At 57.9% G+C, this 24307-nt stretch carries 25 protein-coding genes and 1 pseudogene; all 26 read left to right on the top strand.

The features are described 5' to 3' along the window. Positions 1–22: 22 nt before the first annotated feature. The 26 genes and pseudogenes from RWV98_RS14335 (at position 23) to ftsZ (ending at position 24242) form a co-directional block, all read left to right on the top strand. Complete coding sequence (locus RWV98_RS14335; RefSeq protein ID WP_317861604.1) at positions 23–403, top strand: GNAT family N-acetyltransferase; 381 nt, start codon at positions 23–25, stop codon at positions 401–403. Between the two features lie 70 nt (positions 404–473). Beyond that, on the top strand, positions 474–932 hold the full coding sequence (locus RWV98_RS14330) for a hypothetical protein (RefSeq protein WP_317861602.1): 459 nt from the start codon (positions 474–476) through the stop codon (positions 930–932). A gap of 422 nt (positions 933–1354) precedes the next feature. Then, positions 1355–1483 (top strand): annotated as a pseudogene (locus tag RWV98_RS19470) (hypothetical protein); the annotation flags it as partial. A gap of 64 nt (positions 1484–1547) precedes the next feature. Then, positions 1548–1844 (top strand): rRNA maturation RNase YbeY, encoded by a 297-nt coding sequence (gene ybeY, locus RWV98_RS14320; RefSeq protein ID WP_317861598.1) that lies wholly within the window; start codon positions 1548–1550, stop codon positions 1842–1844. Between the two features lie 5 nt (positions 1845–1849). Beyond that, positions 1850–2317, top strand: a complete 468-nt coding sequence (locus RWV98_RS14315) for a diacylglycerol kinase family protein (protein ID WP_280962086.1) — start codon at positions 1850–1852, stop codon at positions 2315–2317. Then, complete coding sequence (gene era, locus RWV98_RS14310) at positions 2314–3207, top strand: GTPase Era (RefSeq protein WP_280962087.1); 894 nt, start codon at positions 2314–2316, stop codon at positions 3205–3207. The genes RWV98_RS14315 and era overlap by 4 nt, the downstream gene beginning before the upstream one ends. Further along, the gene (recO, locus tag RWV98_RS14305) at positions 3208–3972 is read left to right on the top strand and encodes a DNA repair protein RecO (RefSeq protein WP_317861596.1); all 765 of its coding nucleotides are present in this window, start codon (positions 3208–3210) and stop codon (positions 3970–3972) included. 17 nt (positions 3973–3989) lie between these two features. Continuing rightward, positions 3990–4382 carry a hypothetical protein gene (locus RWV98_RS14300; protein ID WP_317861594.1) on the top strand — a complete coding sequence of 131 codons (393 nt, stop codon included), beginning with the start codon at positions 3990–3992 and terminating at the stop codon, positions 4380–4382. Between the two features lie 37 nt (positions 4383–4419). Next, positions 4420–5937: an endonuclease MutS2 gene (locus RWV98_RS14295; protein WP_317861592.1), complete on the top strand. Its 1518-nt coding sequence runs from the start codon at positions 4420–4422 to the stop codon at positions 5935–5937. Continuing rightward, complete coding sequence (locus tag RWV98_RS14290) at positions 5867–6784, top strand: Smr/MutS family protein (protein ID WP_317861590.1); 918 nt, start codon at positions 5867–5869, stop codon at positions 6782–6784. The genes RWV98_RS14295 and RWV98_RS14290 overlap by 71 nt, the downstream gene beginning before the upstream one ends. A gap of 184 nt (positions 6785–6968) precedes the next feature. Then, complete coding sequence (locus tag RWV98_RS14285; protein ID WP_280962091.1) at positions 6969–7232, top strand: HPr family phosphocarrier protein; 264 nt, start codon at positions 6969–6971, stop codon at positions 7230–7232. 82 nt (positions 7233–7314) lie between these two features. After that, positions 7315–9150, top strand: coding sequence for an excinuclease ABC subunit UvrC (gene uvrC, locus RWV98_RS14280; RefSeq protein ID WP_317861588.1), 1836 nt, complete (start codon positions 7315–7317; stop codon positions 9148–9150). A gap of 134 nt (positions 9151–9284) precedes the next feature. Beyond that, positions 9285–9869: a 16S rRNA (guanine(966)-N(2))-methyltransferase RsmD gene (gene rsmD / locus RWV98_RS14275; protein ID WP_317861586.1), complete on the top strand. Its 585-nt coding sequence runs from the start codon at positions 9285–9287 to the stop codon at positions 9867–9869. Then, positions 9838–10323 (top strand): pantetheine-phosphate adenylyltransferase, encoded by a 486-nt coding sequence (gene coaD, locus RWV98_RS14270; protein WP_280962108.1) that lies wholly within the window; start codon positions 9838–9840, stop codon positions 10321–10323. Before rsmD ends, coaD begins: the two co-directional genes overlap by 32 nt. A gap of 5 nt (positions 10324–10328) precedes the next feature. Continuing rightward, on the top strand, positions 10329–10784 hold the full coding sequence (locus RWV98_RS14265; protein ID WP_280962094.1) for a hypothetical protein: 456 nt from the start codon (positions 10329–10331) through the stop codon (positions 10782–10784). A gap of 355 nt (positions 10785–11139) precedes the next feature. Next, on the top strand, positions 11140–11556 hold the full coding sequence (mraZ, locus tag RWV98_RS14260) for a division/cell wall cluster transcriptional repressor MraZ (protein ID WP_280962095.1): 417 nt from the start codon (positions 11140–11142) through the stop codon (positions 11554–11556). 25 nt (positions 11557–11581) lie between these two features. Continuing rightward, positions 11582–12517: a 16S rRNA (cytosine(1402)-N(4))-methyltransferase RsmH gene (gene rsmH, locus RWV98_RS14255; RefSeq protein WP_317861583.1), complete on the top strand. Its 936-nt coding sequence runs from the start codon at positions 11582–11584 to the stop codon at positions 12515–12517. Between the two features lie 21 nt (positions 12518–12538). Then, the gene (locus RWV98_RS14250) at positions 12539–13033 is read left to right on the top strand and encodes a hypothetical protein (protein ID WP_317861581.1); all 495 of its coding nucleotides are present in this window, start codon (positions 12539–12541) and stop codon (positions 13031–13033) included. 89 nt (positions 13034–13122) lie between these two features. Then, positions 13123–15510 carry a penicillin-binding transpeptidase domain-containing protein gene (locus RWV98_RS14245; RefSeq protein WP_280962098.1) on the top strand — a complete coding sequence of 796 codons (2388 nt, stop codon included), beginning with the start codon at positions 13123–13125 and terminating at the stop codon, positions 15508–15510. A 28-nt stretch (positions 15511–15538) separates the two neighbouring features. Beyond that, the gene (locus tag RWV98_RS14240) at positions 15539–16984 is read left to right on the top strand and encodes a UDP-N-acetylmuramoyl-L-alanyl-D-glutamate--2,6-diaminopimelate ligase (RefSeq protein ID WP_317861580.1); all 1446 of its coding nucleotides are present in this window, start codon (positions 15539–15541) and stop codon (positions 16982–16984) included. Positions 16985–17010: 26 nt separating this feature from the next. Then, positions 17011–18393: a UDP-N-acetylmuramoyl-tripeptide--D-alanyl-D-alanine ligase gene (locus tag RWV98_RS14235; RefSeq protein ID WP_317861578.1), complete on the top strand. Its 1383-nt coding sequence runs from the start codon at positions 17011–17013 to the stop codon at positions 18391–18393. Then, positions 18390–19376 carry a phospho-N-acetylmuramoyl-pentapeptide-transferase gene (mraY, locus tag RWV98_RS14230; protein ID WP_317861576.1) on the top strand — a complete coding sequence of 329 codons (987 nt, stop codon included), beginning with the start codon at positions 18390–18392 and terminating at the stop codon, positions 19374–19376. Before RWV98_RS14235 ends, mraY begins: the two co-directional genes overlap by 4 nt. A gap of 38 nt (positions 19377–19414) precedes the next feature. Beyond that, positions 19415–20599 carry a putative lipid II flippase FtsW gene (ftsW, locus tag RWV98_RS14225; protein WP_317861575.1) on the top strand — a complete coding sequence of 395 codons (1185 nt, stop codon included), beginning with the start codon at positions 19415–19417 and terminating at the stop codon, positions 20597–20599. 139 nt (positions 20600–20738) lie between these two features. Then, positions 20739–21875 carry an undecaprenyldiphospho-muramoylpentapeptide beta-N-acetylglucosaminyltransferase gene (gene murG, locus RWV98_RS14220; protein ID WP_317861573.1) on the top strand — a complete coding sequence of 379 codons (1137 nt, stop codon included), beginning with the start codon at positions 20739–20741 and terminating at the stop codon, positions 21873–21875. 18 nt (positions 21876–21893) lie between these two features. Beyond that, positions 21894–22910, top strand: a complete 1017-nt coding sequence (locus RWV98_RS14215) for a cell division protein FtsQ/DivIB (protein WP_317861572.1) — start codon at positions 21894–21896, stop codon at positions 22908–22910. A 198-nt stretch (positions 22911–23108) separates the two neighbouring features. Continuing rightward, complete coding sequence (gene ftsZ, locus RWV98_RS14210) at positions 23109–24242, top strand: cell division protein FtsZ (RefSeq protein WP_280962105.1); 1134 nt, start codon at positions 23109–23111, stop codon at positions 24240–24242. The last annotated feature ends 65 nt before the right edge of the window (positions 24243–24307 follow it).

Raw genomic sequence — 24307 nt, 5'->3', positions numbered from 1 at the left:
AGCCGTAGAGGTATCAACAAATATGGAATATAAAGTCAATGACAGCGAAATGAGCGCGTCGGCGTTTATCCCTTTTGTCAATCAAATATGGCCGGGGAATTATGATGTGGAGAAAACACAAATCGCGTTATCGAAAACACTGAATATCTGCGCTTATGATGAAAACGTTCTTGTGGGATGTCTGCGAATCCTTACAGACGGTTATTATTTCGGAACCATAACGGAGCTGCTCGTTCTTCCGGCAAATCGGAAGCAAGGTGTTGGCAGCGAGCTGCTCCGGCTTGCCAAGGCTCACACACCGACTATGCTATATTTTGGCGCACAGCCGGGGTTAGAATCGTTCTACGAAAAAAACGGATGCCAAAGAAGTTTGCAATCCTTTATTATGGAAAAGGAAAAATAGCTGCTGAAGCGGGATTCGCAAGGGGAATATCGCTTTCAATAGGTACCAACCGCCTGTATGGGGATGTGAAATGTTAAATAATTCCGATGAACTGGTCAAGAAAGAGTACTGGGTTCCCAAAGTTGCGGCGATTTACGGGATTCCTGTTTTAGTGATGAACTTCATAGTCGTTTTTGGGTATAATAGTGAGTTTAAAAGCCTCCATCTAGCAATTACCGTGTTTTATTTACTCATAAATATCTACTGCCTGTTTTATAGCATACGAAATAAACTGATTTCGGCTTTGCAAACCGGGATGATCCATTGGTTAATCGTTGTATTTTTTGCGTTGATACAGATCATAGGAGAGAACGTTTCGCGGCAGACGGGAGCCGATGTGGGTTTTGTTTTTGTGATTTTCCCTGTGTATGGACAATTTCTGGGGCTTTTGCATCTCTTTTCTTTGCGGCAGCTAAACTATGTGATTTTGGGGTATGCTGGTTTTTTATTGGCCGGTGATTTGATCGGGCGACAGCGTATAAAAGAATAGCGGCACGGACCGGCATGCTTAAAGCCGGTCCGTCTTTTTTGTTTTTCGGCGGCTCAGGTATTCAAAAAACAGAAAAAATGAGGTATAATAGGCACAAAGCACCTATTATACGCCTATTAAATATAATTATACCACCAGCGGCGCCATAATGAGTGCCGATTGCTTTAAAATGCCTTGCCGCTGTGGTATAATAGCCGTAAAGCGGCTATTATATCTGGATTAAATTCATTATACCATCAGCGGCGCCTATCGGATGCACGAGACCTCACGTTTGCTTGCCGCTGTGGTATAATAGCCGCAAAACGGCTACTATACCCGGATTAAATTCATTATACCATCAGCGGCGCTTAGGTGCGTTTTGACTCTTCGGAATTGCTTGCCGCTGTGGTATAATAGCCATACTATCTTTGGGGGTTACAGATATGGTATATCAAATCAGCGTGGCTTTTGAAACGGCGGTGCAGGAAGAAGAGCATGTGCGGGAGTTGATCGAAACCTGCGCCAAGCGCGTGCTCGAAAGCGAGCAGGTGCCGTTTGCGGCCGCGATCGATGTGACCGTGGTGGACGCGGAAACCATCCGCGAGGTCAACCGCGAATACCGCGAAAAAGGATACCGTGACCGATGTGCTCTCGTTTCCGATGTACGAGTTTCTGAACGGCGCGCCGCAGGAAAATCTGGAGACCGATCCCGGCACCGGCTGCGTCATGCTGGGCGATATGATGCTGTGTTATACGCGCGCGGTGGAGCAGGCGGAAACGTTCGGCCATTCGCCCGCGCGGGAATGCGGCTACCTGACCACGCATTCCGTGCTGCACCTGCTCGGCTATGACCACGAGCGGAATGAGGAAGACACCCGGCTGATGCGCGAGAAGGAGGAGTTGAGCCTCGCCTTTCTGGGGCTGAGCAGGTGAGCGATATGAAAAAGGAAATCCGAAAGCTGCATGAAAGCTTTTTAAATGCTTTTCGCGGTCTGGCGCTCTGCATCCACAGCGAACGCAACTTTCGCGTGCACATGGTCGCCGCGCTTTATGTGACCCTGTTCGCGCTGATCGGGCGCGCCACCACGGCCGAGGGGGCGATCCTCTGCATTTGCTTTGGGCTGACCATGGGGGCGGAGCTGATGAATACCGCCATTGAACGCCTTTGCGATAAGCAGACAAGCGGCTACGACCAAATGGTGCGCAACGCGAAGGATATCGCGGCGGCGGCCGTTTTTGTGTGCGCGGCCGCATGCGCGATCATCGGCCTTGTGCTGTTCCTTGGCGAGGGTCTGCTCAGTGAAGCGCTTGCGTACTTAGGCGCCCGCCCGTGGGCGGCCGGGGCGGTGGTCGTATCCGTGCCGTTTGCCCTGCTTTTTATTTTTAAATATGGGAGAATACAATGAAAATTACCAAAACAGCGGTCGTTTCGATCGTGGGCCGGCCAAACGTCGGCAAATCAACGCTGACGAATAAGCTGGTCGGCCAGAAGGTCGCCATCGTTTCCAATAAACCGCAGACGACGCGCACGCGCATCACCGGTCTTTTGAACAAAAACGATACTCAGTACGTCTTTATGGATACACCCGGCCTGCACAAGCCCCGCTCCCGTCTGGGCGATTTTATGTGCAAGGTGGTCACGGATACGGTGTCCGAGGTTGATGCGGCGGCGCTCGTGGTCGAACCGATCGCGAACATCGGCCCGGCGGAGCAAACGCTGATCGATCAGATCAAGGCGACCCACATGCCCGCCGTGCTGGTCATCAACAAGATCGATACCGTGAAAAAGGAAGAACTGCTCGCCGTGATCGCGGTCTATGCTGCGGCGCATGAATTCGAGGCCATCGTGCCGGTCTCTGCCCGCACGGGCGAAGGGCTGGACGAATTTTTGGCGGAGATCGACAAATACGCTATCGACGGCCCGCAGCTGTTCCCGGAGGAAATGGTTTCCGACCAGCCGGAGCGTCAGCTCGTCGCCGAGATCGTCCGCGAAAAGATGCTGCGCCTACTCGATCGCGAGGTGCCGCACGGCATCGCCGTGGGGATCGAGCGCTGGAACGAGCGGGAGGACGGCCTGATCGAGATCAGCGCCGTGATCTACTGTGAAAAGAACAGCCATAAGGGCATTATCATCGGCAAACAGGGCGCAATGCTTAAGGAGATCGGCAAGCTTGCGCGCGTCGATATGGAGCGCATGCTGGACACCAAGGTGTTCTTGGAGCTTTGGGTCAAGGTCAAGGAAAACTGGCGCAACAACCAGTATCAGATGCGCAACTTCGGGTACGAGGATTCCTAAATGGCCGAGGTCAAGCTGCGCGCGCTCGGCCTGCGCGAAACGGATTTCGGCGATTACGACCGGTATCTGACCGCGCTGACCGAGGAAGGCCGCAAAATAGAGATCCTTTGCAAAAACGCGCGGCGCGGCAATCAGGGCAAGACGATCGCGGCGCGGCAGTTTTGTTTTGCCGAATTCGTACTGCGCGAGCGCGGAGGGCGTTTTACCCTACAGGAAGCCTCGATCGTGCGTGATTTTTTTGCGATCGCGGAGGATATCGAGGCGTACGCGCTGGCCTGTTATCTGTGCGAGCTGACAAACACGCTGACCGACGAGAGCGAGGAAAGCCCCGCGCTTTGCCGCATGCTGCTCAGCGCGCTGACCGCGCTTTGCGCCGGCAAGCGGGCAAAAAACTTGGTAAAGGCCGCGTTTGAATGGCGCGCCATGGCCGAAAGCGGCTACGCGCCCGATCTGTCCGCCTGCGGCGTTTGCGGCAGGGTGATCGAAACCCCGCCCGTTTTCTTTTCCGTCCGCGCCGGGCAGGCGGCGGATAAAGTCTGCGCCCGCCGGATCGGCGGCGACTACGCGCGCCTGTCCGAAGGCGCGCTGCGCGCCTTGCTGCATGTGCTGACAAGCGAAGCGCGCCGGGTGTATGCCTTTGCGCTTTCAGGCCCCGCCGCCGCGCAGTTCTGTGAACTGGCGGAACAGTATACCCTTTATCATCTGGGCCGCGGATTCGACAGCCTGAAATTTTATCGATCGCTTTGCCCGCCGGTTTTTGGTTAAGCTAGGGGGAGATTAAGATGAAGCTCTCGTTACGCTGGAATTTTATCACGCTCGCCGCGCTGGACGTAGCGGCGCTGCTTTTTTGGGCAGCGGGCTGGGAAGCCGGTATCGTTCTGGGCGTATCGGCGGTTGCCATCCTGATCGAAATGTTTTGGAGCGTACACAACGCGATGAACGATCTCAAGCGCAATGTGCCCAACGAAGAATATCAAAAACTGGCGGCGCGGGGGATTTTTACTGGCATTATGCTGGGAAAACTGTGGTTTATGGCGCCAGTGATGCTGAAAATGAGCGATACGGCGCGCCGCATCTACCACGTTTGGAGATGGTTCGGTTTGGCCGCCGCCGGATCTTTACTGCTGTTGTCATCTGCGTATGGCTGGCTGGGCGATATACTTTCTTTCACTTAAACAGGAGTGTACCATGAACAAACTAGGCGAAAAATCTTTGCGAACATTAGAATATTTTACGATACTGGAACGGCTCGCCGCGCAGGCGGCCAGCGATAAGGGGCGTGAACGGTGCCTTGCGCTGCGGCCGCTGGACGACCGGGAGGAGGCCCGCGTCTGGATGGACCAGACGACGGACGCGAAAAACCTGATGATTCGTCAGGGCAGTCCCGCGTTCGGCGGCATCCGCGAGGTAGGCGCTATCCTGTCCCGCGCCGATCGGGGCGGTGTGCTTAACCCGCGCGAGCTGCTTGCCGTTGCGAGCGTGCTGCAAACTTCGCGCCGCGCGCTGGCCTACGACGCCGAGCACGAGGAAAAAACCACGCTTACCCCGATCTTCGGCATGCTTTCGGGCAACCGTGTGCTGGAGGAACAGATCACGACCGCGATCGTTTCCGAGGAAGAAATCGCGGACGGCGCCTCCGCCGAGCTGCTTTCCATCCGCCGAGAAATGCGGCGCATTTCGGGCAAGGTGCGCGAAGCGCTGGGCCGCATGCTGTCCGGCGAGCGCGCCAAGTATTTGCAGGAAACCATCATCACCCAGCGCGGCGGCCGTTTTGTGGTGCCGGTCAAGGCCGAGCACCGGGGCGACGTGCCCGGTCTGGTGCACGATACCTCGTCCACCGGCGCGACCGTTTTTATCGAGCCCGCCGCCGTGGTGGAAATCAACAACCAGATCAAGGTGCTTGAAGGGCGCGAGGAGCAGGAGATCGAGCGCATCTTATCCGCGCTGTCGGCTGATGTCGCGCTGTACAAAAACGCGATCGCGCAGGATTACGACGCGCTCACCACGCTGGACTTTATCTTTGCGCGCGCCAAGCTATCCTTTGACATGAACGCCGCGCCGCCCTTGTGGCGCGATACGCCGGGCGCTTGCCGTCTGGTGCGCGCCCGCCACCCGCTGCTCGATAAGGAGAAGGCGGTGCCGATCGATATCGCCATTGGCGACGAATACGACACGCTGGTCATCACCGGCCCGAACACGGGCGGCAAAACGGTGTCGCTCAAAACGCTGGGGCTTTTATGTTTGATGGCGGCTTCCGGCTTGCATATTCCCGCGAGCGAGCAATCCGAGATCGGCCTGTTTGAGCACGTTTACGCCGACATCGGCGACGAGCAGTCGATCGAACAGTCGCTTTCCACCTTTTCCGCGCACATGAAGACCATTGTTTCCATCATGGATGTGTGCGGGCAGGGCGATCTGGTGCTGTTCGACGAGCTTGGCGCGGGCACTGACCCGGTCGAGGGCGCGGCGCTCGCCGTGGCCGTAATCGGTTATGCGCGTCAGATGGGCGCGCTGGTCGCCGCGACGACGCATTATGCCGAACTGAAAACCTTCGCCCTAACGACCGAGGGCGTGGAAAACGCCTCCTGCGAATTTGACGTGCAGTCCCTTCAGCCGACATACCGACTGCTGACCGGCATTCCCGGCAAGTCGAACGCTTTTGCGATCGCGGGCCGTTTGGGGCTTCCAGCCCACCATCATCGAGCGCGCCAAGGAGCAGGTATCCACTGAAAACGCGCGGTTTGAAGACGTGCTGGCCGAGCTGGAACGCGAGCGCCGCCGGATAGACCGCATGAAGGAAGACGCCGCCAAAATGCGCGCCGCCGCGCAGTCCGAGCGGGACAAGGCGCTGCGCACGCGCGACGAGATGGAGCAAAAAGCGGATAAACTGCTGGAAAGCGCCAAATCCCGCGCCGACCGCCTGCTCAAGGACGCGCGCATGACCGCGGAAACCGTATTTGACGAGCTGGACGAGATGAAAAAGAAGGCGCGCGAAAGCGTGCCCGATCACAACCTTGCGGCGGCCCGAGCGGCGCTGCGCGGTATCATCACGCAGACGGAAAACGAGACCCGCCGTTCGGGCGAAAAGCGCACGGTGGACGCGCACGAGCAGCGCAAGCTGCAAAAAGGCGACCGCGTGCGGCTGATTAATGTCGGCGGCGTGCTGGCGACCGTGCTCGCCCCGGCGGATAAGGACGGCAACGTGCAGGTGCAGGCCGGGCCGATGAAAATGACGGTAAAGGAGAACGAGCTGCGCCTGACCGAGGAGCCGAAGGCGGCTGCCAAAACGCCGCGCCCGCGCTCCGGCCCCGCGCCAAAGCTTAACCTGACCGCAGCCGAACGTGAGGTCGATGTACGCGGCCTGAGCGCGGAGGAAGCGATCTACGAGGTGGATAGCTTTTTGTCGCAGGCGATCATGGGCGGCTTGCCCACGGTTACCATCATCCACGGAAAGGGCACGGGTACGCTGCGCGTTGCCATTCAGCAGCATTTGCGCCAGAATAAGCGTGTCAAGAGCGTCCGTTCGGGCGTATACGGCGAAGGCGAGCAGGGCGTGACAATCGCGGAACTTCGTTGATCAAAATGCTGGGAACTGCGCTGGAAATAAGCGAACAAGGGCATAATGCCTGAGGAAATTGGGTTTTGCGCGCGCAAATTCATGGAAAACGCGAACCCGCTGTTGCCAAATTGCCCTTGACGAAACGGGCAAAAGGCGGTATTCTATATATATCGGATTTGAAGAAATAGGAGCGATGCAGATTATGTTTTCTAAAGAGGTACAGGTTACCAATCAGGTAGGTTTATACGCCCGTCCCGCAACTTTTTTCATTCAGAAGGCCAACGAGTTTAAGTCAACCATTCTGGTAGAGAAGGAAGAGCGCCGCGTTAACGCGAAGAGCCTGCTCGGTATCCTTTCCCTTGGCATTACCAAGGGTACGACCATCAACCTGATCGCCGATGGTCCGGACGAGGAAGAAGCAGTCGCCGCGCTTGTCGAGCTGATTACGTCCAATTTTACCGACTAAGGTTGCCCGGAAAGTTATCGCATCCTGAAAAAAGCGCCGAATTTCGGCGCTTTCTTTTTTGTTTGGAAAGGCGGCGAAGCATGTGACGAGAGAACAACTGAAGGAGCGCGTGCGCAAGCTGCCCATGCAGCCCGGCGTTTATCTGCATAAGGATAAAACGGGCAAGGTCATCTATGTCGGCAAGGCCAAGGCACTGCGCAACCGGGTGTCGAACTACTTTCAAGCGCCCGAACGGCTGAACGCAAAAACGCGCCAGCTCGTTTCCCATATCGATGATTTTGACATCATCGTGACTCAAACCGAGTTTGAAGCCCTAGTGCTGGAAAACTCGATGATAAAAAAGTACAAGCCCAAGTACAATATTCTGCTCAAGGATGATAAGGGCTACCCCTATATCCGGCTGAGCCAAAACGCGCCCTATCCCGCGTTTTCCGTTGTTTCGCGGCCGGAGGAGGATGGGGCGCGGTATTTCGGCCCCTATCCGGGCCGCGTCGCGGCGCGCCGCGCGATCGATACCATCAGCGAAGCGCTGCATCTAAAAACCTGTTCGCGGGTATTTCCGCGCGATATCGGCAAGGAGCGCCCGTGCCTGAACCAGCACATGGGCCGGTGCTGCGCGCCGTGTACGGGTAAGGTGTCCCCCGAGGAGTACCGCGCGCTGATCGCCGAAGCGACCTCGCTTTTTGAGGGGGACGCGAAAAAGCTCGAACGCGAACTGACCGAGCGGATGAACGCGGCGGCGGAGGAATTGCAGTTTGAACGCGCGGCCCTGCTGCGCGACCGCTTGCGCGCGGTGCAAAAGCTTTCTTCCCGCCAGCATGTGGTGGCGGGCGCGTTCGCGGAAATTGACGCGGTCGCGTTTGTGCAGGGACAAACGCGCGCCTGCGTATGTGTGCTGCACTATGCGGCGGGCGCTTTGCAGGATAAGGAATACACCCTGTTCCACCTGACCGAAAGCGACGCGGCCGAGGTGCTTTCCGCCTTTGTCAAGCAGTACTATGCGCGGCGATCGGCCGCGCCGAAGACCCTGCTGCTTTCGCACGAGATTGAGGACGACGGCGCGGTGGCGGAGTATTTGACGAGCATCGCGGGCCGCAAGGTCGAAATCGCGGTGCCGCAGCGAGGCGAACGGCGCGATCTGACGCGCCTTGCTGAGAAAAACGCCCGCGAAGAGATCGAGCGGCACGAGCAGCAATCTGAGCGTCGGCACAAGTCGCTCGAGCTGTTGCAGCGCGTGACCGGTATGATCGCGCTGCCGCTTCGGCTGGAAGCGTACGACATTTCAAACTTTGCCGGGCAGGATACCGTTGGTTCGATGGTGGTTTTTGCCGAAGGCCAGCCCAAACGGAGCGATTACCGCAAATTTAAGATCGAATGCGCGGCAAATGGACAGGATGATTACGCTTCCATGCGTGAAATGCTCACGCGCCGCGTGCAGCGCTATGTGGATGGAGATGAGAAATTCTCGCCCCTGCCGAATGCGTTTTTGATCGACGGCGGTCTCGGCCACGTGCGCGTATGCCAAGAAGTTCTCGACTCCTTTGGCCTTGATACGCCCTGCTTCGGCATGGTCAAGGACGACCGGCACCGCACCCGCGCGCTCGTTGCGCCGGATGGGCGGGAGTTCGGCATATCTGCCACGCCCGCGTTGTTCGCTCTGATCGGACGTATTCAGGAAGAGGTGCACCGCTTTGCGATCACCTACAACCGCCAGCTCGGCGCGAAAAAGGTGCGCGGCTCCACGCTGGATAAGATTGAGGGCGTGGGCGCGAAGCGCCGCGGCCAGCTTTTGCGCCATTTCGGCAGCATCGACAGCATCAAAAACGCCACTGAGGAAGAACTGGCGCGCGCCGTGCCGAAAAATACCGCGCACGCGGTTTTTGAATATTTTCATGGCAATGAAAATATTCAAAAATAATTAGGAATTAGTAGTTAGTAATTAGTAATGAAGCGCTGGCGGTTAGGCAGGCGAAATAGCCGCCTGCGGCGGCTTTGACAATTTCTAACTCCTAATTCCTAATTTCTAATTATTCAGAAAGGGGTTGTATTAACGTGAGAGTCGTATCCGGCTCCGCGCGGGGGCTAAAGCTTCAGCCCGTGCCGGGCATGAACACCCGGCCGACGACCGACCGCGTCAAGGAATCGGTTTTCAATATCATCCAAAACCGCGTGCGGGACGCGCGCGTGCTCGATCTGTTTGCAGGCACCGGGCAGCTTGGCATCGAGGCGCTGTCGCGCGGGGCGAAAACATGTGATTTCGTCGAGCGAGACCGCGTCGCTTTTGCGACGGTCAAGAAAAATATTGCGGCCGCCCGCCTTGTCGATCGTGCACAGCTGCACAGCACAGATGCGGATAAATTTATAGCATATGCGAAAAAAGATGCTTACGATTTGATTTTTTTGGATCCGCCTTACGGCGGCAAAATCCTTACGGCGGCACTTTCCGCGATAGAAACGTTTGACATTCTCTCGACAAATGGTATAATAATATGCGAAAGTGCTGTGGAGGACGTGTTTACCTCCGGTTTTGAGACGGTAAAAACCTACCGCTACGGCGCTACTTTGATTACCGTCCTACAAAAGGGCGGCCGAACGGATGAAACAAATGAGAATTGCGATCTACCCGGGCAGCTTTGATCCGCCCACGCTCGGGCATCAGGATATCATTCGCCGCGCGTCAGTGGTCTTTGACCGGCTGATCGTCGCGGTGATGCACAATCAGAATAAAACGCCGATGTTCACCGTGGAGGAACGCATGGAATTCCTCGAGCGGACGACACGCGACACCCACAATGTGGAAATCACCTCGTTTGACGGCCTGCTGGCCGACTTTGCGCGGCAGCACAGCGCCTGCACGATCATTAAGGGGCTTCGGGCGGTATCGGATTTTGAATACGAGTTCCAGATGGCGCTTGCCAACCGCAAGCTCAATCCGGAGCTGGATACCGCGTTCTTGATGACAAGTGCGGAATACATGTATCTTTCCAGCTCGGTGGTGAAGGATATTGCGGTACACGGCGGCAGCATCGCCGGCTTTGTCCCGGGCGAAATCGTGAACGATATCATGCTTCGAACAAGAAAGGAAGGCTAAACGAGATGGCAACTTTAGACGAACTGATCAACAGCATGTACGATATGGTGCAGGATGCAAAGGGCATTCCACTGGCAGGTGAAAAGTGCATCATGGAGCGCGACCGCCTGCTCGACTTGCTGGATGACCTGCGCGCCACGCTGCCAAACGATTTGAAAATGGCGCAGGATATCGTGGAAAAACGCAACGATATGCTGGCCGCCGGCAAGCGCGAGGCCGAGGCGATCCGCCGTCAGGCCGAGGAGGACGCTCGCCAGATGGTATCCGAGACCGAGATCGTCGTCGCCGCGCGCCGGAAAGCCAAAGAGGTTGCCGGAAACGCTGAAATACAGGCCCGCGAACTGCGCCGCGTCGCCAACGAGTACTGCGAGGATACCCTCAAACGCACCGAGGAGGCCGTCGCCCTTTCGCTGGAAGAGGTCCGAAAGGCCCGCCAGCGCTTTAAAAGCGTGGCGAAATAACATTTGTTCACATGGAAAGAAACGACTGAATGGTTATTCGGCCGTTTCTTTTTTTATGCATTATTTTTTTTGCGTGCGAAAATCGTCGGGTCGTGTGAAATACAGAAAAAGGTAGGGATTTCGCCCCACTTTGGGAAAATGACCGGGTAATACAGCAAAATTGTAATTTCATCGAACAGGTGTTTGTAAACAGCGAAAAAACGAAAAAAACGCAAATTGGAGGCTTATTTTCTGCAACATTTCCCGAAAAACATCTTGCAATATGAGGGGCCTGCCGCTATAATGGATTCATGGTGGTGCGAAGTGGGGAGAAGTGTCATGAGTTCCACCAAAGAGAAAGCGTGGTGTAAAATCGGTGAAAGGGGAATACAAGCATTCCATAGACGCGAAGGGGCGTCTGGCCATGCCTGCCAAGCTTCGAGAGGAGCTGGGTGACCGTTTCACCGTGACCAAAGGACTCGATGGCTGCCTTGCCATTTACCCCGAAAAGGAATGGGAAGGCCTTGAAGAACGTATACGCTCGCTGCCGATGAGCAAATCCCGCGATCTGCAGCGATTTTTTTTCTCTGCGGCGTTTGACGCGGAGATGGACGCGCAGGGCCGCATCTTGCTTCCGGTCAACCTGCGGGAGTTTGCGGGACTGAGCAAGGAGACCACCATCATCGGCGCATCGAACCATGCGGAGATCTGGGACAGCGCCAAGTGGGCCGCCTATAACAGCGGCATCACGGATGACCGTATCATGGAAGCGATGGAAGACCTAGGATTTTAACACTGCCTGATTAGGGGAGGGGCTTATGGAATTTCACCATGTATCCATTCTGCTGGGCCCCTGTATCGAGGCGCTGCAAATCAAACCAAACGGCGTTTATGTGGACGCCACGACCGGCGGCGCGGGGCACTCGCTCCGTATCGCTGAAAAGCTGGATGAAACCGGTCGGCTGATCTGTATCGACCGGGACGACGAGGCGCTCCAAAACGCAAAGACCCGTCTTGCGGATGTTTGGGACCGCGTCACGCCGGTAAAAAGTGATTTTAGAGAGATAGACCGCGTGCTCGCGGACCTCGGCCTTGCTGGGGCGGATGGTATTTTGTTCGATCTGGGCGTCTCCTCGCCCCAGCTCGATCACGCAGAGCGCGGTTTTTCCTACATGCAGGACGCGCCGCTCGATATGCGCATGGACCGGAGCCAGCGCCTTACCGCTTACGAGGTGGTGAACGGCTGGAGCCGGGAAGAGATACGCCGCATTCTTTTCGAGTATGGCGAGGAACGCTACGCGCCGCTCATCGCGGCCGCGATCGAACGCGAACGGGAAGAAAAGCCGATTGAGACGACCTTGGAGCTTTCCGACCTGATCCGCCGCGCGATGCCTGCAAAGGCCCGGCGCGAAAAACAGCACCCCGCCAAGCGAAGCTTTCAGGCGATCCGCATCGCGGTGAACGACGAACTTTCCGCCGTGAACGAAGCGATGGAAAAAGCGATAGACTGTCTGGCGCCCGGCGGCCGTCTGGCGGTGATCACGTTTCACAGTTTGGAGGATCGCATCGTAAAGACCGCCTTCCTACGGGCGGCGCAGGGCTGCACCTGTCCCAAGGGTTTTCCGGTTTGCGTATGCGGCAATAAACCCAAGGTGCGCCTAACGCCGAGAAAGCCGATCCTGCCGGACGAAGCGGAGATAGAAGAGAACCCGCGGGCGCGCAGCGCCAAGCTTCGGGTGTGCGAAAAGCTATAGAGCAAGCGGGAGAAAGGATCCTTGACCATGATGAGTGCCAGCCGGGACAGCATAGCGTATGAGCAATATGAAGAGCGCTTTATGCCTGTTCCGAAGCAAACCAAGCGGGAGCTGCGCGAGGTGCCGAAAAAAAAGACCGGCAAAAAGCGAAGGCTTCGCCCGGCGGTAACGGCAAGCTTCACGGCGGTCGTGCTGACGGTGGTCTACATCCTGATCTGTCAGATGCAGTTGACCCAGCTTACGGCCGAAGTCACGGCACAGACCGAACGGCTCGACGAACTGACGGCGGAAAGCGTTTCGCTTTCCAGCAAAAAGACGTATAACCTGAACATGGATGAGATCGAGCAATACGCGGTGACCAATCTGGGCATGGTCAAGATGGATAACGCCCAGATCGAATATGTGGAGCTGGTCAACCCGGACACGGTAACGGTAAAGGATTCCGGCGTTTCGTTAAGCTCGCTGTTTTCCGGTTTGGTCCGCAGCTTTTCCGCGGTAGTGGAATATCTTAGGTAAAAACTTGAATAGGATAGCGGTACGGGGAGTGAGAGGTGGCAAACACTTCTGACTCCTTACGCTTTTTCGGTGGAGGAACAGGAAAAGACATGGCTATGAAGGGTCCGAACAATCAAATGCGGTCGCGTGTCGTCGTTTTGACGCTGCTATTCGTGGTCGTGGGTTTTGGGTTGGTGGGCGCACGGCTGCTTTACATGCAGGTGTTCCACCATGATTTTTATGTGCAAAAGGCAACGATGCTGCAAACGCGCGATTCGATCATCACGCCCAACCGCGGCACGATCTATGATTGCAACAAGCAAGTCCTTGCTGAATCCGCCACCACCGAAAAGGTGACGATCAGCCCGAAAAACGTGATAGACGAGGATAAGATCGACGCGGGTATCTCGGCCGAGCAGCAGCAGGAAACGCTGGCTAAGATCCTGTCGGAGGAGCTTTCGCTCAATTACGAAACCGTGCTCAAAAAGGTGCAGCGCACCGACACCGCTTATCAGGAAATCGCGGAAAAGATTGATAAAGAAACATCCAACAAGCTGTACAAAGCGCTTGAGGACGCGGACTGCAAGGGCGTCTATCCGGAGCCCGATACCAAGCGATATTACCAATACGGCGCGTATTTGTCCGCTGTGTTGGGCTATGTCAGCGGAGACAACAACGGCGTAATCGGCGTGGAAGCCAAGTACGAAGAGGAGCTTGCCGGCACGGCCGGCCGCGTCGTGCGCGCGCAAAACGCGAAAAATCAGGATATGCCGTACGATTACGAGCAATATATTCCTGCGACAGACGGCAATTCGCTGGTGCTCACCATCGATAACGACATTCAGAGCTATCTGGAAAAGCATTTGGAGACCGCCATGGCCGATAACCCGGACGCGCGCGACGGCGTTTCCGGCGTGGTCATGAATGTGAAGACCGGCGAAATCCTCGCCATGGCGTCTTTGCCCGATTTCGATCCCAACCAGCCGCGCGTTATCACCAATCAGCGGTATCAGGACGAAATGAAAACAAAAGTAGCCGCGGTTTTAACGGAATATGGGGTTTCCGCGGACATTCCCGACGCATACTACGAGAAGGGCGGCATGGAAAACCTGCCCGAAAGCGTGAAAGCCAACGAAAAGCTGGTCGAGGCGATCGGCAACGTCCGCATTGACGAGTTGAACAAAATGTGGCGCAACCCGGTCATCATGGACACCTACGAGCCCGGCTCCACCTTCAAGCTGATGAACGTTTCGACCGCGTACGAGATCGGCACCGCGCACGCGAACGACACGTACAACTGCGGCGGTTCGCTGATGGTAGGCGACTGGTCCAAGCCCATCAACTGCTGGAAGGCGGGCGGCCACGGTTCCGAGAATCTGACCGAAGCGCTGATGAACTCGTGCAACGTCGCCATGATGCAGATTGCGTTCAAGACCGGTATGGACCGTTTCTATGAATTTTACAAGGCCTTCGGCATGACCGAGATCACCGGCATCGATCTGCCGGGCGAGCAGAAGGGTATTTTCCACGATATCACCAATACGTCGGCATGGAACGAAGTATCGCTCGCGGTCGCGTCCTTCGGTCAGCGCTTTACCGTGACCCCGATCCAGATGATCAACATGGTCGCCGCGATCGTGGACGACGGCAAGCTCAAAAAGCCCTATGTGGTCAAGGAAGTGCTGGGGCCGGACGGCTCGGTCAAATCCACCACCGAAACCACCGTGGTGCGGCAGGTCATTTCGGCTGAAACCTCGGCCTTCATGCGGCAGGCGATGCAGCAGGTCGTCGAAAACGGCACCGGTAAAAACGCCTATGTCGCGGGTTACCGCGTGGGCGGCAAGACCGCTACCTCCGAGCTGCTGAAAGAAAAGGACGATACGGAGGACCGTTATACCGCGTCCTTCATCGGCGTCGCGCCGATGGACGATCCGCAGATCGCGGTGCTCGTCGCCATCAACGACCTGCCGGAATCCGCAACGCACGGCGGCGGCGCGATCGCCGCGCCCGTGGTCGGCCGCGTGATGGAGGATGTGCTGCCCTATATCGGCGTCACCCCGATGTACGCGGACGAGGAAGCCGACCGCCGCGAGGTATCGGTGCCCAGTCTGATTGGCATGGATGAAAATCAAGCGGCGGCCGCGCTGAAGGAAGTCGGCCTGTCTTACCGCGTTGTCAGCAACGAGGGCGGAACGATCACCGATCAGGTGCCCGCGGGCGGTATCAAGATCCCCGCGTCCGGCTCGGTCATCCTGTATATGGGCGGGTCTAAGCCGACCGAGCAGATCATCGTGCCCGACCTGATCAATCTGTCTCCGCAGGAATGCCGCGATACGCTCAGCGAGCTCGGCCTGTACATGAAGCGCAAGGGCGTCGCGACCTCGCAGACGACCGGCGAAACGGTGGCGGGCAAACAAAACCCGGTATCCGGCACCAAGGTGAATATCGGCTCGGTTATTACGGTGGACTTCACCAACTCGACCGACGTCGGCGATTAAAAAAGAATGAGTTTTGGGAGTGAAATGCATGAAGCTGCGGGAACTGCTCGCGGGCGTGGCGGTAGAAAACGCCGCCGCCGATCTGGATATGGAAATTGGGCAGGTGCGGTATGATTCGCGTCAAGTAGGCCCGGGCGATCTGTTTGTCGCCATCCGCGGCTACGCGACGGATGGGCACCAATATATCGCGAAGGCGCTCGAACAGGGCGCGGCCGCGATCGTGTGCGAAGAGGCGCCTGACGGCGCGCCCGTCGTCACCGTGAAAAACGCGCGCCGCGCGCTGGCCGAGATCGCGGCTAACCGCTTTGGCCATCCGGCGGACCGCATGGTCATGGTCGGCGTGACCGGTACGAACGGTAAAACGACGACCACCTACCTTGTCAAGCACATGCTGGAAAAGGCGGGCCATAAGGTCGGGCTGATCGGCACCAACCAAAATCTGATCGGCAGCGAAATCATCGAGACCGAGCGCACCACCCCGGAAAGCTATGAGCTGCACGCGCTGTTTGCGCGCATGCGGGACGCGGGCTGTACCCATGTGGTCATGGAGGTTTCCTCCCATTCGCTGGTTTTGGACCGCGTGCACGGGATTCGTTTCGCGGTGGGCGCGTTTACCAATTTGACACAGGACCACCTTGATTTTCACGGCACAATGGAGGAGTACCGCAAAGCAAAGGCGCTGCTTTTCTCCATGTGCGATAAGGGCGTCGTAAACCTTGACGACCCGGCGGCCGAGGCGATGCTGAGAGATGCGAAATGTGAAACCCTTACCTTTTCCTGCGATAAGGACGCGGCTGGGCTGACTGCCAAAAACATCCTGATGCGCGCGAACGGCGTAGAATTCATCGCCTGCACCACGGACGGATTGGCGCGGGTAAAGCTCGCGATCCCCGGACATTTTTCGGTAGAAAACGCGCTGGCCGCGCTGGGCATCGTGTTACAGCTCGGCCTGCCGATCGAGCAGGCGGCGGAAGCGCTCGGCACTGCGACCGGGGTGAAGGGCCGGGTCGAGGTCGTGCCGACCGATACCGATTACACGGTGCTGATCGATTACGCGCATTCGCCGGACGGCGTTGAAAACGTGCTGAAGGCCGTGCGCGGCTTTGCCGCGGGCCGCGTGGTCGCGCTGTTTGGCTGCGGCGGCGACCGCGACAAGACCAAGCGCCCCAAGATGGGCGCGATCGCGGCGCGGCTGGCTGATTTTTGCATCGTCACTTCGGATAATCCGCGCACCGAACAGCCGGACGCCATCATAGAAGATATTTTAGCCGGTATGAAGGAAAGCAAAACGCCGATCAAGGTGATCGCCGACCGGCCCGCGGCCATCCACTGGGCGCTCGACCACGCGAAGAAGGATGATATCATCGTGCTGATGGGCAAGGGCCACGAAACGTATCAGGAGATCAACCACATCAAGCACCACATGGATGAGCGCGAGATCGTGGCCGCGTATTACGCGGAAAAAAGGAAGTAAAAAATAACTGTATGGGGGACGAACGAATGGAACGCTTTACGCTTGCGCAGGCCGAGGCTTGGACCAAAGGAGAAGCGCGGGGCGAAGCGGTGCTGAACGCCGTCTCGACCGATTCCCGACATATTCCCGCGGACGCGCTGTTTGTGCCGATCCGCGGCGATAAATACGATGGCCATGATTTCATCGCCAAAGCGATCGATAACGGCGCGGGCGCGATTGTGTCCCACCGCCGGAGCGAGGAATACCGGGTGCCCGCGCTGTATGTGGAAAACACCTCGCAGGCCTTGCTTGATCTTGCGGGCGGGTACCGGGAGCTGTGCGGGGGCAAGGTGGTCGGCGTCACCGGCTCGGTCGGCAAAACGACCACCAAGGAGCTGACCTACGCCGTGCTTGCGGAGGGTTTCCGCGCGCAGAAAACAGAAGGCAACCTGAACAACGAGATCGGCCTGCCGCTCACGCTCTTCCGCATGACGCGGGAGACCGAGGTCATGGTGGCCGAAATGGGCATGAACCACTTCGGCGAGCTGAGCCGCATGACCATGGCGGCCCGGCCGGATATCGCGGTGATCACCAATATCGGTACCTCGCACATTGAGTTTTTAGGATCGCGCGAGGGCATTTTGCAGGCAAAGCTCGAAATTTTGGAAGGCCTAAAACCGGGCGGCTGCGCCGTTCTTTGCGGCGACGAGCCGCTTTTGTGGGAAAAACGAAGTTCCCTCGGTTGCCGCGCCGTCACTTACGGCATAGAAAACAAGGCGTGCGATCTGACCTGCCGCATGGCGGCGGACGGCTCGTTTACCATCATCAATAACAGCCTTTCGTGCAAGACCCTGCCGGTGAACGGAAGCTTTGCGGCAAAGCTGAGCCTGCCGGGCGCGCACAATGTGCTCAACGCGCTGGCCGCCGCCGCCGTCGGCCTTGTGCTGGGCGAAGCGCCGGAGCGGATCGCGCGCGGCCTTGCTTCGTATGAAGCGAGCGGCATGCGGCAAAACATTTACGAGCAAAACGGCTTTCGCATTTTTGCGGATTGCTATAACGCCAGCCCGGACGCCATGGAGGCGGCGCTCGCCGTTCTGGGGCGTATGGGCGATACCGGCAGCCGCATCGCGGTTTTAGGCTCCATGCTGGAACTGGGCGATTACGCGGAGGAAGGCCACCGGCGCGCGGGCCGCGCGGCGGCGGAAAACGCCGACGCGCTCTATGCCTACGGCCCGGACGCGGACGCCATGGTGCGCGGCGCGCGGGAGCAGGGCATGGCCGCGGCGTTTGCCTTTGCCGACCAGAATGAACTCGTGCGCGAGCTGGTGAAAGCCGCGCGCACCGGCGACGCGCTGCTCTTCAAGGGCAGCCGCGGCATGAAAATGGAACGGGCGCTCGGCCTGTTTTTGGGGGAGGACGTGGAAGAATGAGAGAAGCACTGCTGATCTGCGCGATCGCGTTTATCGCGACCGCGGCCATCGGCCCGGCGATCATCCGCTATCTGCGCAAGATGAAGTTTGGGCAGAAGATTCTGGAGATCGGCCCCAAGTGGCATATGAATAAGCAAAACATACCGACGATGGGCGGCTTCATGTTCATCATCGGGATCGCGGTCGCCGTGGCTGCGGGCCAGCTGCTCACCGGCGGGTTGCAGGTATCCTCGCTCGCCATTCTCGGTTTGGCGGTCGCGTACGGTGCGGTCGGTCTGGTGGACGACTACGCCAAGATCAAAAAACGGGAGAACGCCGGATTGACCGCCCGCCAAAAGCTGATCCTGCAAATCTTGGTCGCGGCGGCGTTTATCGTCATCCTGTTTCTGCAAAGCGAAGACGGCCTGCCCCGCATCTGGGTGCCGTTTACCGATATCACGTTCGGCCTTCCATGGCCCGTGTACATCATCTTCGCGGCGTTCGTCATCGTCGGCGCGGATAACGCGGTCAACCTGACGGACGGCATCGACGGACTGGCCGCGGGCGTGACCCTGCCGGTCGCGGTGTTTTTCGCCGCCGTGGGCATCATACGCGGCAATATCGGCGTTACCATTTTTGCCGCGGCGCTGGCCGGCGGTCTGGCGGGCTTTTTGATCTATAACTTCAATCCCGCCAAGGTGTTCATGGGCGATACCGGTTCGCTGTTTCTCGGCGGCGCGGTGGCCGGCCTTGCCTTTGCGTGCGATATGCCGCTCATCCTGCTGCTGGTCGGTTTGGTGTACATCATCGAAACGCTTTCCGTCATTTTGCAGGTGACGTATTTTAAGGCTTCCGGAGGCAAGCGCCTGTTTAAAATGGCCCCCATCCATCATCATTTTGAGATGTGCGGCTGGGGCGAAAAGAAAATCGTACTCATTTTTGCGGGCGTTACCATTTTGCTGTGCGCGCTCGCCTATTACGGCGTCATCACACCGATGCGTTAACGTTCATCCATTTTCCCTGAGACTGTGAGGTGTCCTACGTGGCTACTATTTCGACCAAAGAACGGCTGCCCGCGGTGCGGCAGCAAACGCTGCCCCGTACGCATGCCCGTACCCATGCCCGCGCGCGCGCCAAAACGTGGGATGCCGGACTGCTGCTGTCCATCACGCTGCTGCTTGTGATCGGCCTGATCGCGCTGTTTTCGGCCAGCTATTCGACCGGTTATTACCGTTACGGCAGTTCGACCTTTTTTATCGCCCGTCAGGGCATGTTCGCCGCGGCGGGCTTTGCCGCGATGATGTTGATTTCCAAGATCGATTACCGCGTCTACGCGCGGTTTTATAAGCCGATCATGGGTGCGGCGGTCGTGCTGCTGGTGCTTGTGGCCATCCCCGGCATCGGCACGGTGACCAACGGCGCGCGGCGCTGGCTGTTTGGCTTTCAGCCGTCCGAGTTGGCAAAGCTGGCCGTTATCGTCTGCTTTGCCTACTGGATCGCGCGCGATCCATCGAGCGTGCGCAGTCTGAGAACCATGGCGCGGCCGTATGGTCTGCTGCTTATCGTGTTCGCGGGCCTGCTGTTTTTGGAACCGCATACCTCGGCTACCATCATCATCCTCGGCATGGCGGTCGTTATGCTGTTCGCGGCCGGCATGCGTTTGTGGTACTTTATCCCCGTCGGCATTGCGGGCGGCGCGCTCGGCGTGGTGTTCTATACGCAGCTAGAGCATGTGCAAGACCGCATCAACGTCTGGCTCGATCCGTTTATCGATATGGCGAATAAGGGCTTTCAAGGCTCGATGAGCCAGATCGCGATCGGTTCGGGCGGCCTGTTCGGCCTTGGACTTGGGCAGGGGCGGCAAAAGCACCTGTATCTGCCCGAACCGCAAAATGACTTTATCTTTGCCTCGTGGAGCGAGGAAATGGGCTTTATCGGCGCTTTGATCGTCATTTTGATCTTTGCCTATTTGATCTACCGCGGCTTTACAATCGCGCGCGCCGCGCCCGACCGGTTCAGCTGCATGCTGGCCACCGGTATCACCGCCAAGCTCGCCATTCAAACGCTGATGAACCTGTTTGTCGTCACGGGCATTATCCCGGTCACGGGCGCGAGCCTGCCGTTTTTCAGCTATGGCGGCACGGCGCTGCTGATGCAGATGGGCGAGATGGGCATATTACTGAATATATCACGCTATATGCGGGTTGACGCAAAGCAGGCGGAATAATTAGAATAAAAAAGACTGAGCGGAGCTCGGCCTTTTTATGAGAATTCCGGCGAGCCGGAATTCTCTATTTTTGATGCGCTGCGGCGCGGGGGTATGATAGGCTTATGCCGGCCTTGCGGTGCAAACGGGGGGAATTGGTTTGAAGTTGTATATTACGGGCGGGGGAACCGGCGGGCATGTGACGCCCGGCCTTGCCATCGCCCGCTATTTTGAGCAGAAGCATCCGGATGCCGTGATTCGTTTCGCGGGCTCGGCGCGGGGTATTGAAAATAAGCTGATCCCGCGCGAAGGCTATCCGCTCGATACGATCGAGATCATCGGCCTTTCGCGCTCGATGAGCCCGAAGGGCATCGCGCATAACCTAAAGGCGGCGAAGCTGGCTGTTTCTGCGGTAGCCAAAGCCAAGCGGCTGCTGCGGAAGGCCGCGCCGGACTGCGTTATCGGTTGCGGCGGCTATGCCTCGTTCGCGGTGGTAAAGGCCGCGCAGCAGCTCGGCATCCCGACGGTGCTGCTCGAGGTGAACGCCCTGCCCGGCAAGGTGACCAAGATGCTGGCGCAAAAAGCCGACCGCGTGCTGGTCTGCTTTGAAGAGGCAAAAAAAGCGCTTGGCGGCGGCGACAAGGTGATCGTCACAGGCGCACCTGTGCGGGGTGAAATAGCCGCAGCCAACCGCGAAAGAGCGAGAAAAAAGTACGGACTTGCCGAAAATGACCGCTTGGTCGTTTCTTTCTGGGGCTCGATGGGTGCCAAATATATGAACGAGCATATGGCCGGTCTGCTGGCGCTGGAATGCAAAAACAACGTCGGCTATCACCATGTGCACGCCTCGGGCGCGGCGGCGCGCGAGTGGCTGCCGAAGCTTGCCGCGGAGCAGGGGGCTGATCTGGAAAACCACCCGGGCCTGCAACTGGTCGAGTATATTTATGATATGGACGATCGCATGGCCGCGGCGGATCTGATCTTGTGCCGCGCGGGCGCGGCCACGCTCGGCGAGCTGTGCCTGATGGGGCGGCCCAGCATTTTGGTGCCTTCTCCCTTTGTCGCGGAGAACCATCAGGAAAAAAACGCGCGCGCGCTTGAAAATGCGGGAGGCTGCCGGGTATTGCTGGAAAAGGACGCTTTGCCGCAAACGATGTTCAACCTGATCCGCGCACTGCTGTCGGACGACGCCCGGCTGCGCGCGATGGGCAGAGCGGCGACGAGGCTTGCTTCTCCGGACGCCAGCGAAACGATCTACCGCCAGATCATGCAGGCGATCGCATCGGGTAAAAAATAAGCAAAAGGGCGGAAGACCATGAAACGACGAAAACAAAAAACGCCCGGGAATAAACGGCGGCGGCAGAAATCGCCCGCCGCCCGCCGCAGACAGGCCAGCCGCCGGCAGCGCGTTCTGCACGCGGTGGGGCGCGCGGCGTTCCTGCTGATTCTGGTTGCCGCCGCCATTACCGCGCTGACCGTGTTTTTCAAGGTCAGCGCGATCGAGGTGACGGGCACGACGCGTTATACCGAGGCCGAGATCGTATCGGGTATGGATGTGAAAGTGGGGGACAACCTATATCTTTGGAACAAGGTAAAAACCAGCGATGCGCTGCTGGCCAAGTTCCCCTATCTCGAATCCGTGCTGATCCGCCGTAAGCTGCCGGACAAGCTAACCGTGACCGTGACCGAATGCAAGCCCACGCTCGCCGTGCCGTCGGACGGCGGCTACTATCTCGTAAGCGACAAGGGCAAGGTGCTGGAGCAGCGCGCGGACGACGGCGGCCTGCCGGTCGCGACCGGCGTTTCGCTGATGGGCATGGAGCCCGGCAAGGTGATCGACCGCACGACCGACGCTTACGCCGACGCGTTGATGTGCGTGCTGGACGCGCTGCGCGAGGGAGACATGGTAGGCGGTCTGAAATTTATCAACCTGCAATCGCTGACCGATATCCGCATCGGCTATCTGGGGCGGTTCGACATTCGCGTCGGTACGGTGGACGAGCTGAGCTATCGTTTGCGGTTCGCATCCATCGTCATCAGCGACCGGCTATCCCCGTCCGACATCGGACGGCTGTATTGGGACGCGCGGGACCGGCTGCACTTTGTGCCGGACGCGGCCGAGAACGTGGCGCATTCGGCGGTTTCGCTGGATGGCGTGGACCAAACGGCACTGCAAAACGGCCAAAAAACGGAAAACGGCGCGGGACCCGATGAAACGCTGAACGGTATGGAGGACGGCGGCGGCGAAACCGACGGCGCGGACGATACCGGGGACGCCGAAGACGACCAAGGCGATCAGGAGGATGAAAATTGGGAAGACGACGGGGCTTAAGCGCCTTTTGGTCGAATGGCACAGAAATTTCAAAGTTTTTTTGAGGAATTCACTAATATCTGTTGCAAAACCAGTCAAAAAGGGTTAAAATTAAAACAATAGGGACATATGGCCGCGCGCGGGAAAGTGCGCAGCTTCCCATAGACCGAAAATTAATCAGTCAGTTAGATTCTTTATCATAAACGGAGGATGGCAAGAATGGGTTTTGAGTTTGAACAGGGCCTCGATAATGTAGTTAACATTAAGGTTATCGGCATCGGTGGCGGCGGTGGAAACGCGGTCAACCGCATGATCAGCAGCGGCGTGCAGGGCGTTGAGTTTATTTCGGTGAACACCGATATGCAGGCGCTGAACTACTCGCAGGCGGATACCAAGATCCAGATCGGTGAAAAGCTGACTAAGGGTCAGGGCGCGGGCGCGAACCCCGAGATCGGCCGCAAGGCGGCGGAAGAAAGCAAGGATCAGATCACTGCCGCGCTCGCGGGCACCAATATGGTATTTATCACCGCCGGCATGGGCGGCGGCACCGGTACGGGCGCAGCGCCGGTCGTGGCGCAGATCGCGCGCGAAATGGGCATCCTCACCGTGGGCGTTGTCACCCGTCCCTTTGGCTTTGAAGGCAAAAAGCGTCTGGAGCAGGCGCTCGGCGGTATCGACGAACTGGGCAAGAACGTCGACTCGCTTGTCATCATCCCGAACGAACGCTTAAAGTTTGTATCCGAGCAGAAGATCACGTTCAAAAACGCGTTTGAAATCGCGGACGGCGTGCTGCGTCAGGCGGTCGCCAATATTTCCGAACTGATCACCGTGCCCGGCTTCATCAACCTTGACTTTGCCGACGTTACCTCCGTCATGAAGGACGCGGGCTTCGCGCATATCGGCACCGGCCGCGCCGCTGGGAAAGATAAAGCCGCGGAAGCGGCGCGCATGGCGATTTCCAGCCCGCTGCTCGAAACCTCGATCGATATGGCGCGCGGCGTCATCGTATCCGTTATCGGTTCGGACGATATCGGTCTGGACGAAGTGGAGACCGCGGCGACCATGGTGCAGCAGGCCGCGCACCCGGACGCGCACATCATCTTCGGCGCTTTCATCGATGATGAGATGGACGATGAGATCCGCGTCGTCGTTATTGCGACCGGCTTTGATAAGGCGCCCAATTCCGCTCGCATGAGCGGAGAAGGCAAGAAGGACGAACCCGCGCAGGCCGCCGGTCTGTTCACCGAAGCGACCGCAACGGCCGCGGAGGACAAGCCCTCGCCCTCTAATGAGGTCGGCTCCGACGATGCCGCGTTCGATGTACTGATGCGCATATTTGATAAGGATCGGTAAAAACGCTGGGCTTGCGCCCAACGCATGTTTTATGGAAGAGCCCGTGAGGCGGCGGAAATTTGTTT

This window comes from Agathobaculum sp. NTUH-O15-33, from assembly GCF_033193315.1.
Classification (GTDB): domain Bacteria; phylum Bacillota; class Clostridia; order Oscillospirales; family Butyricicoccaceae; genus Agathobaculum; species Agathobaculum faecihominis_A.
Note: the sequence above shows the minus strand (reverse complement) of the source record. Positions and strands in the feature narration are given on the sequence as shown.

Coding starts and splice junctions, on each gene's coding strand:
- RWV98_RS14335 (WP_317861604.1), top strand. CDS start 23: ATGGAATATAAAGTCAATGACAGCGAAATGAGCGCGTCGGCGTTTATC.
- RWV98_RS14330 (WP_317861602.1), top strand. CDS start 474: ATGTTAAATAATTCCGATGAACTGGTCAAGAAAGAGTACTGGGTTCCC.
- RWV98_RS14315 (WP_280962086.1), top strand. CDS start 1,850: ATGAAAAAGGAAATCCGAAAGCTGCATGAAAGCTTTTTAAATGCTTTT.
- era (WP_280962087.1), top strand. CDS start 2,314: ATGAAAATTACCAAAACAGCGGTCGTTTCGATCGTGGGCCGGCCAAAC.
- recO (WP_317861596.1), top strand. CDS start 3,208: ATGGCCGAGGTCAAGCTGCGCGCGCTCGGCCTGCGCGAAACGGATTTC.
- RWV98_RS14300 (WP_317861594.1), top strand. CDS start 3,990: ATGAAGCTCTCGTTACGCTGGAATTTTATCACGCTCGCCGCGCTGGAC.
- RWV98_RS14285 (WP_280962091.1), top strand. CDS start 6,969: ATGTTTTCTAAAGAGGTACAGGTTACCAATCAGGTAGGTTTATACGCC.
- coaD (WP_280962108.1), top strand. CDS start 9,838: ATGAGAATTGCGATCTACCCGGGCAGCTTTGATCCGCCCACGCTCGGG.
- RWV98_RS14265 (WP_280962094.1), top strand. CDS start 10,329: ATGGCAACTTTAGACGAACTGATCAACAGCATGTACGATATGGTGCAG.
- rsmH (WP_317861583.1), top strand. CDS start 11,582: ATGGAATTTCACCATGTATCCATTCTGCTGGGCCCCTGTATCGAGGCG.
- RWV98_RS14245 (WP_280962098.1), top strand. CDS start 13,123: ATGGCTATGAAGGGTCCGAACAATCAAATGCGGTCGCGTGTCGTCGTT.
- RWV98_RS14240 (WP_317861580.1), top strand. CDS start 15,539: ATGAAGCTGCGGGAACTGCTCGCGGGCGTGGCGGTAGAAAACGCCGCC.
- RWV98_RS14235 (WP_317861578.1), top strand. CDS start 17,011: ATGGAACGCTTTACGCTTGCGCAGGCCGAGGCTTGGACCAAAGGAGAA.
- mraY (WP_317861576.1), top strand. CDS start 18,390: ATGAGAGAAGCACTGCTGATCTGCGCGATCGCGTTTATCGCGACCGCG.
- RWV98_RS14215 (WP_317861572.1), top strand. CDS start 21,894: ATGAAACGACGAAAACAAAAAACGCCCGGGAATAAACGGCGGCGGCAG.
- ftsZ (WP_280962105.1), top strand. CDS start 23,109: ATGGGTTTTGAGTTTGAACAGGGCCTCGATAATGTAGTTAACATTAAG.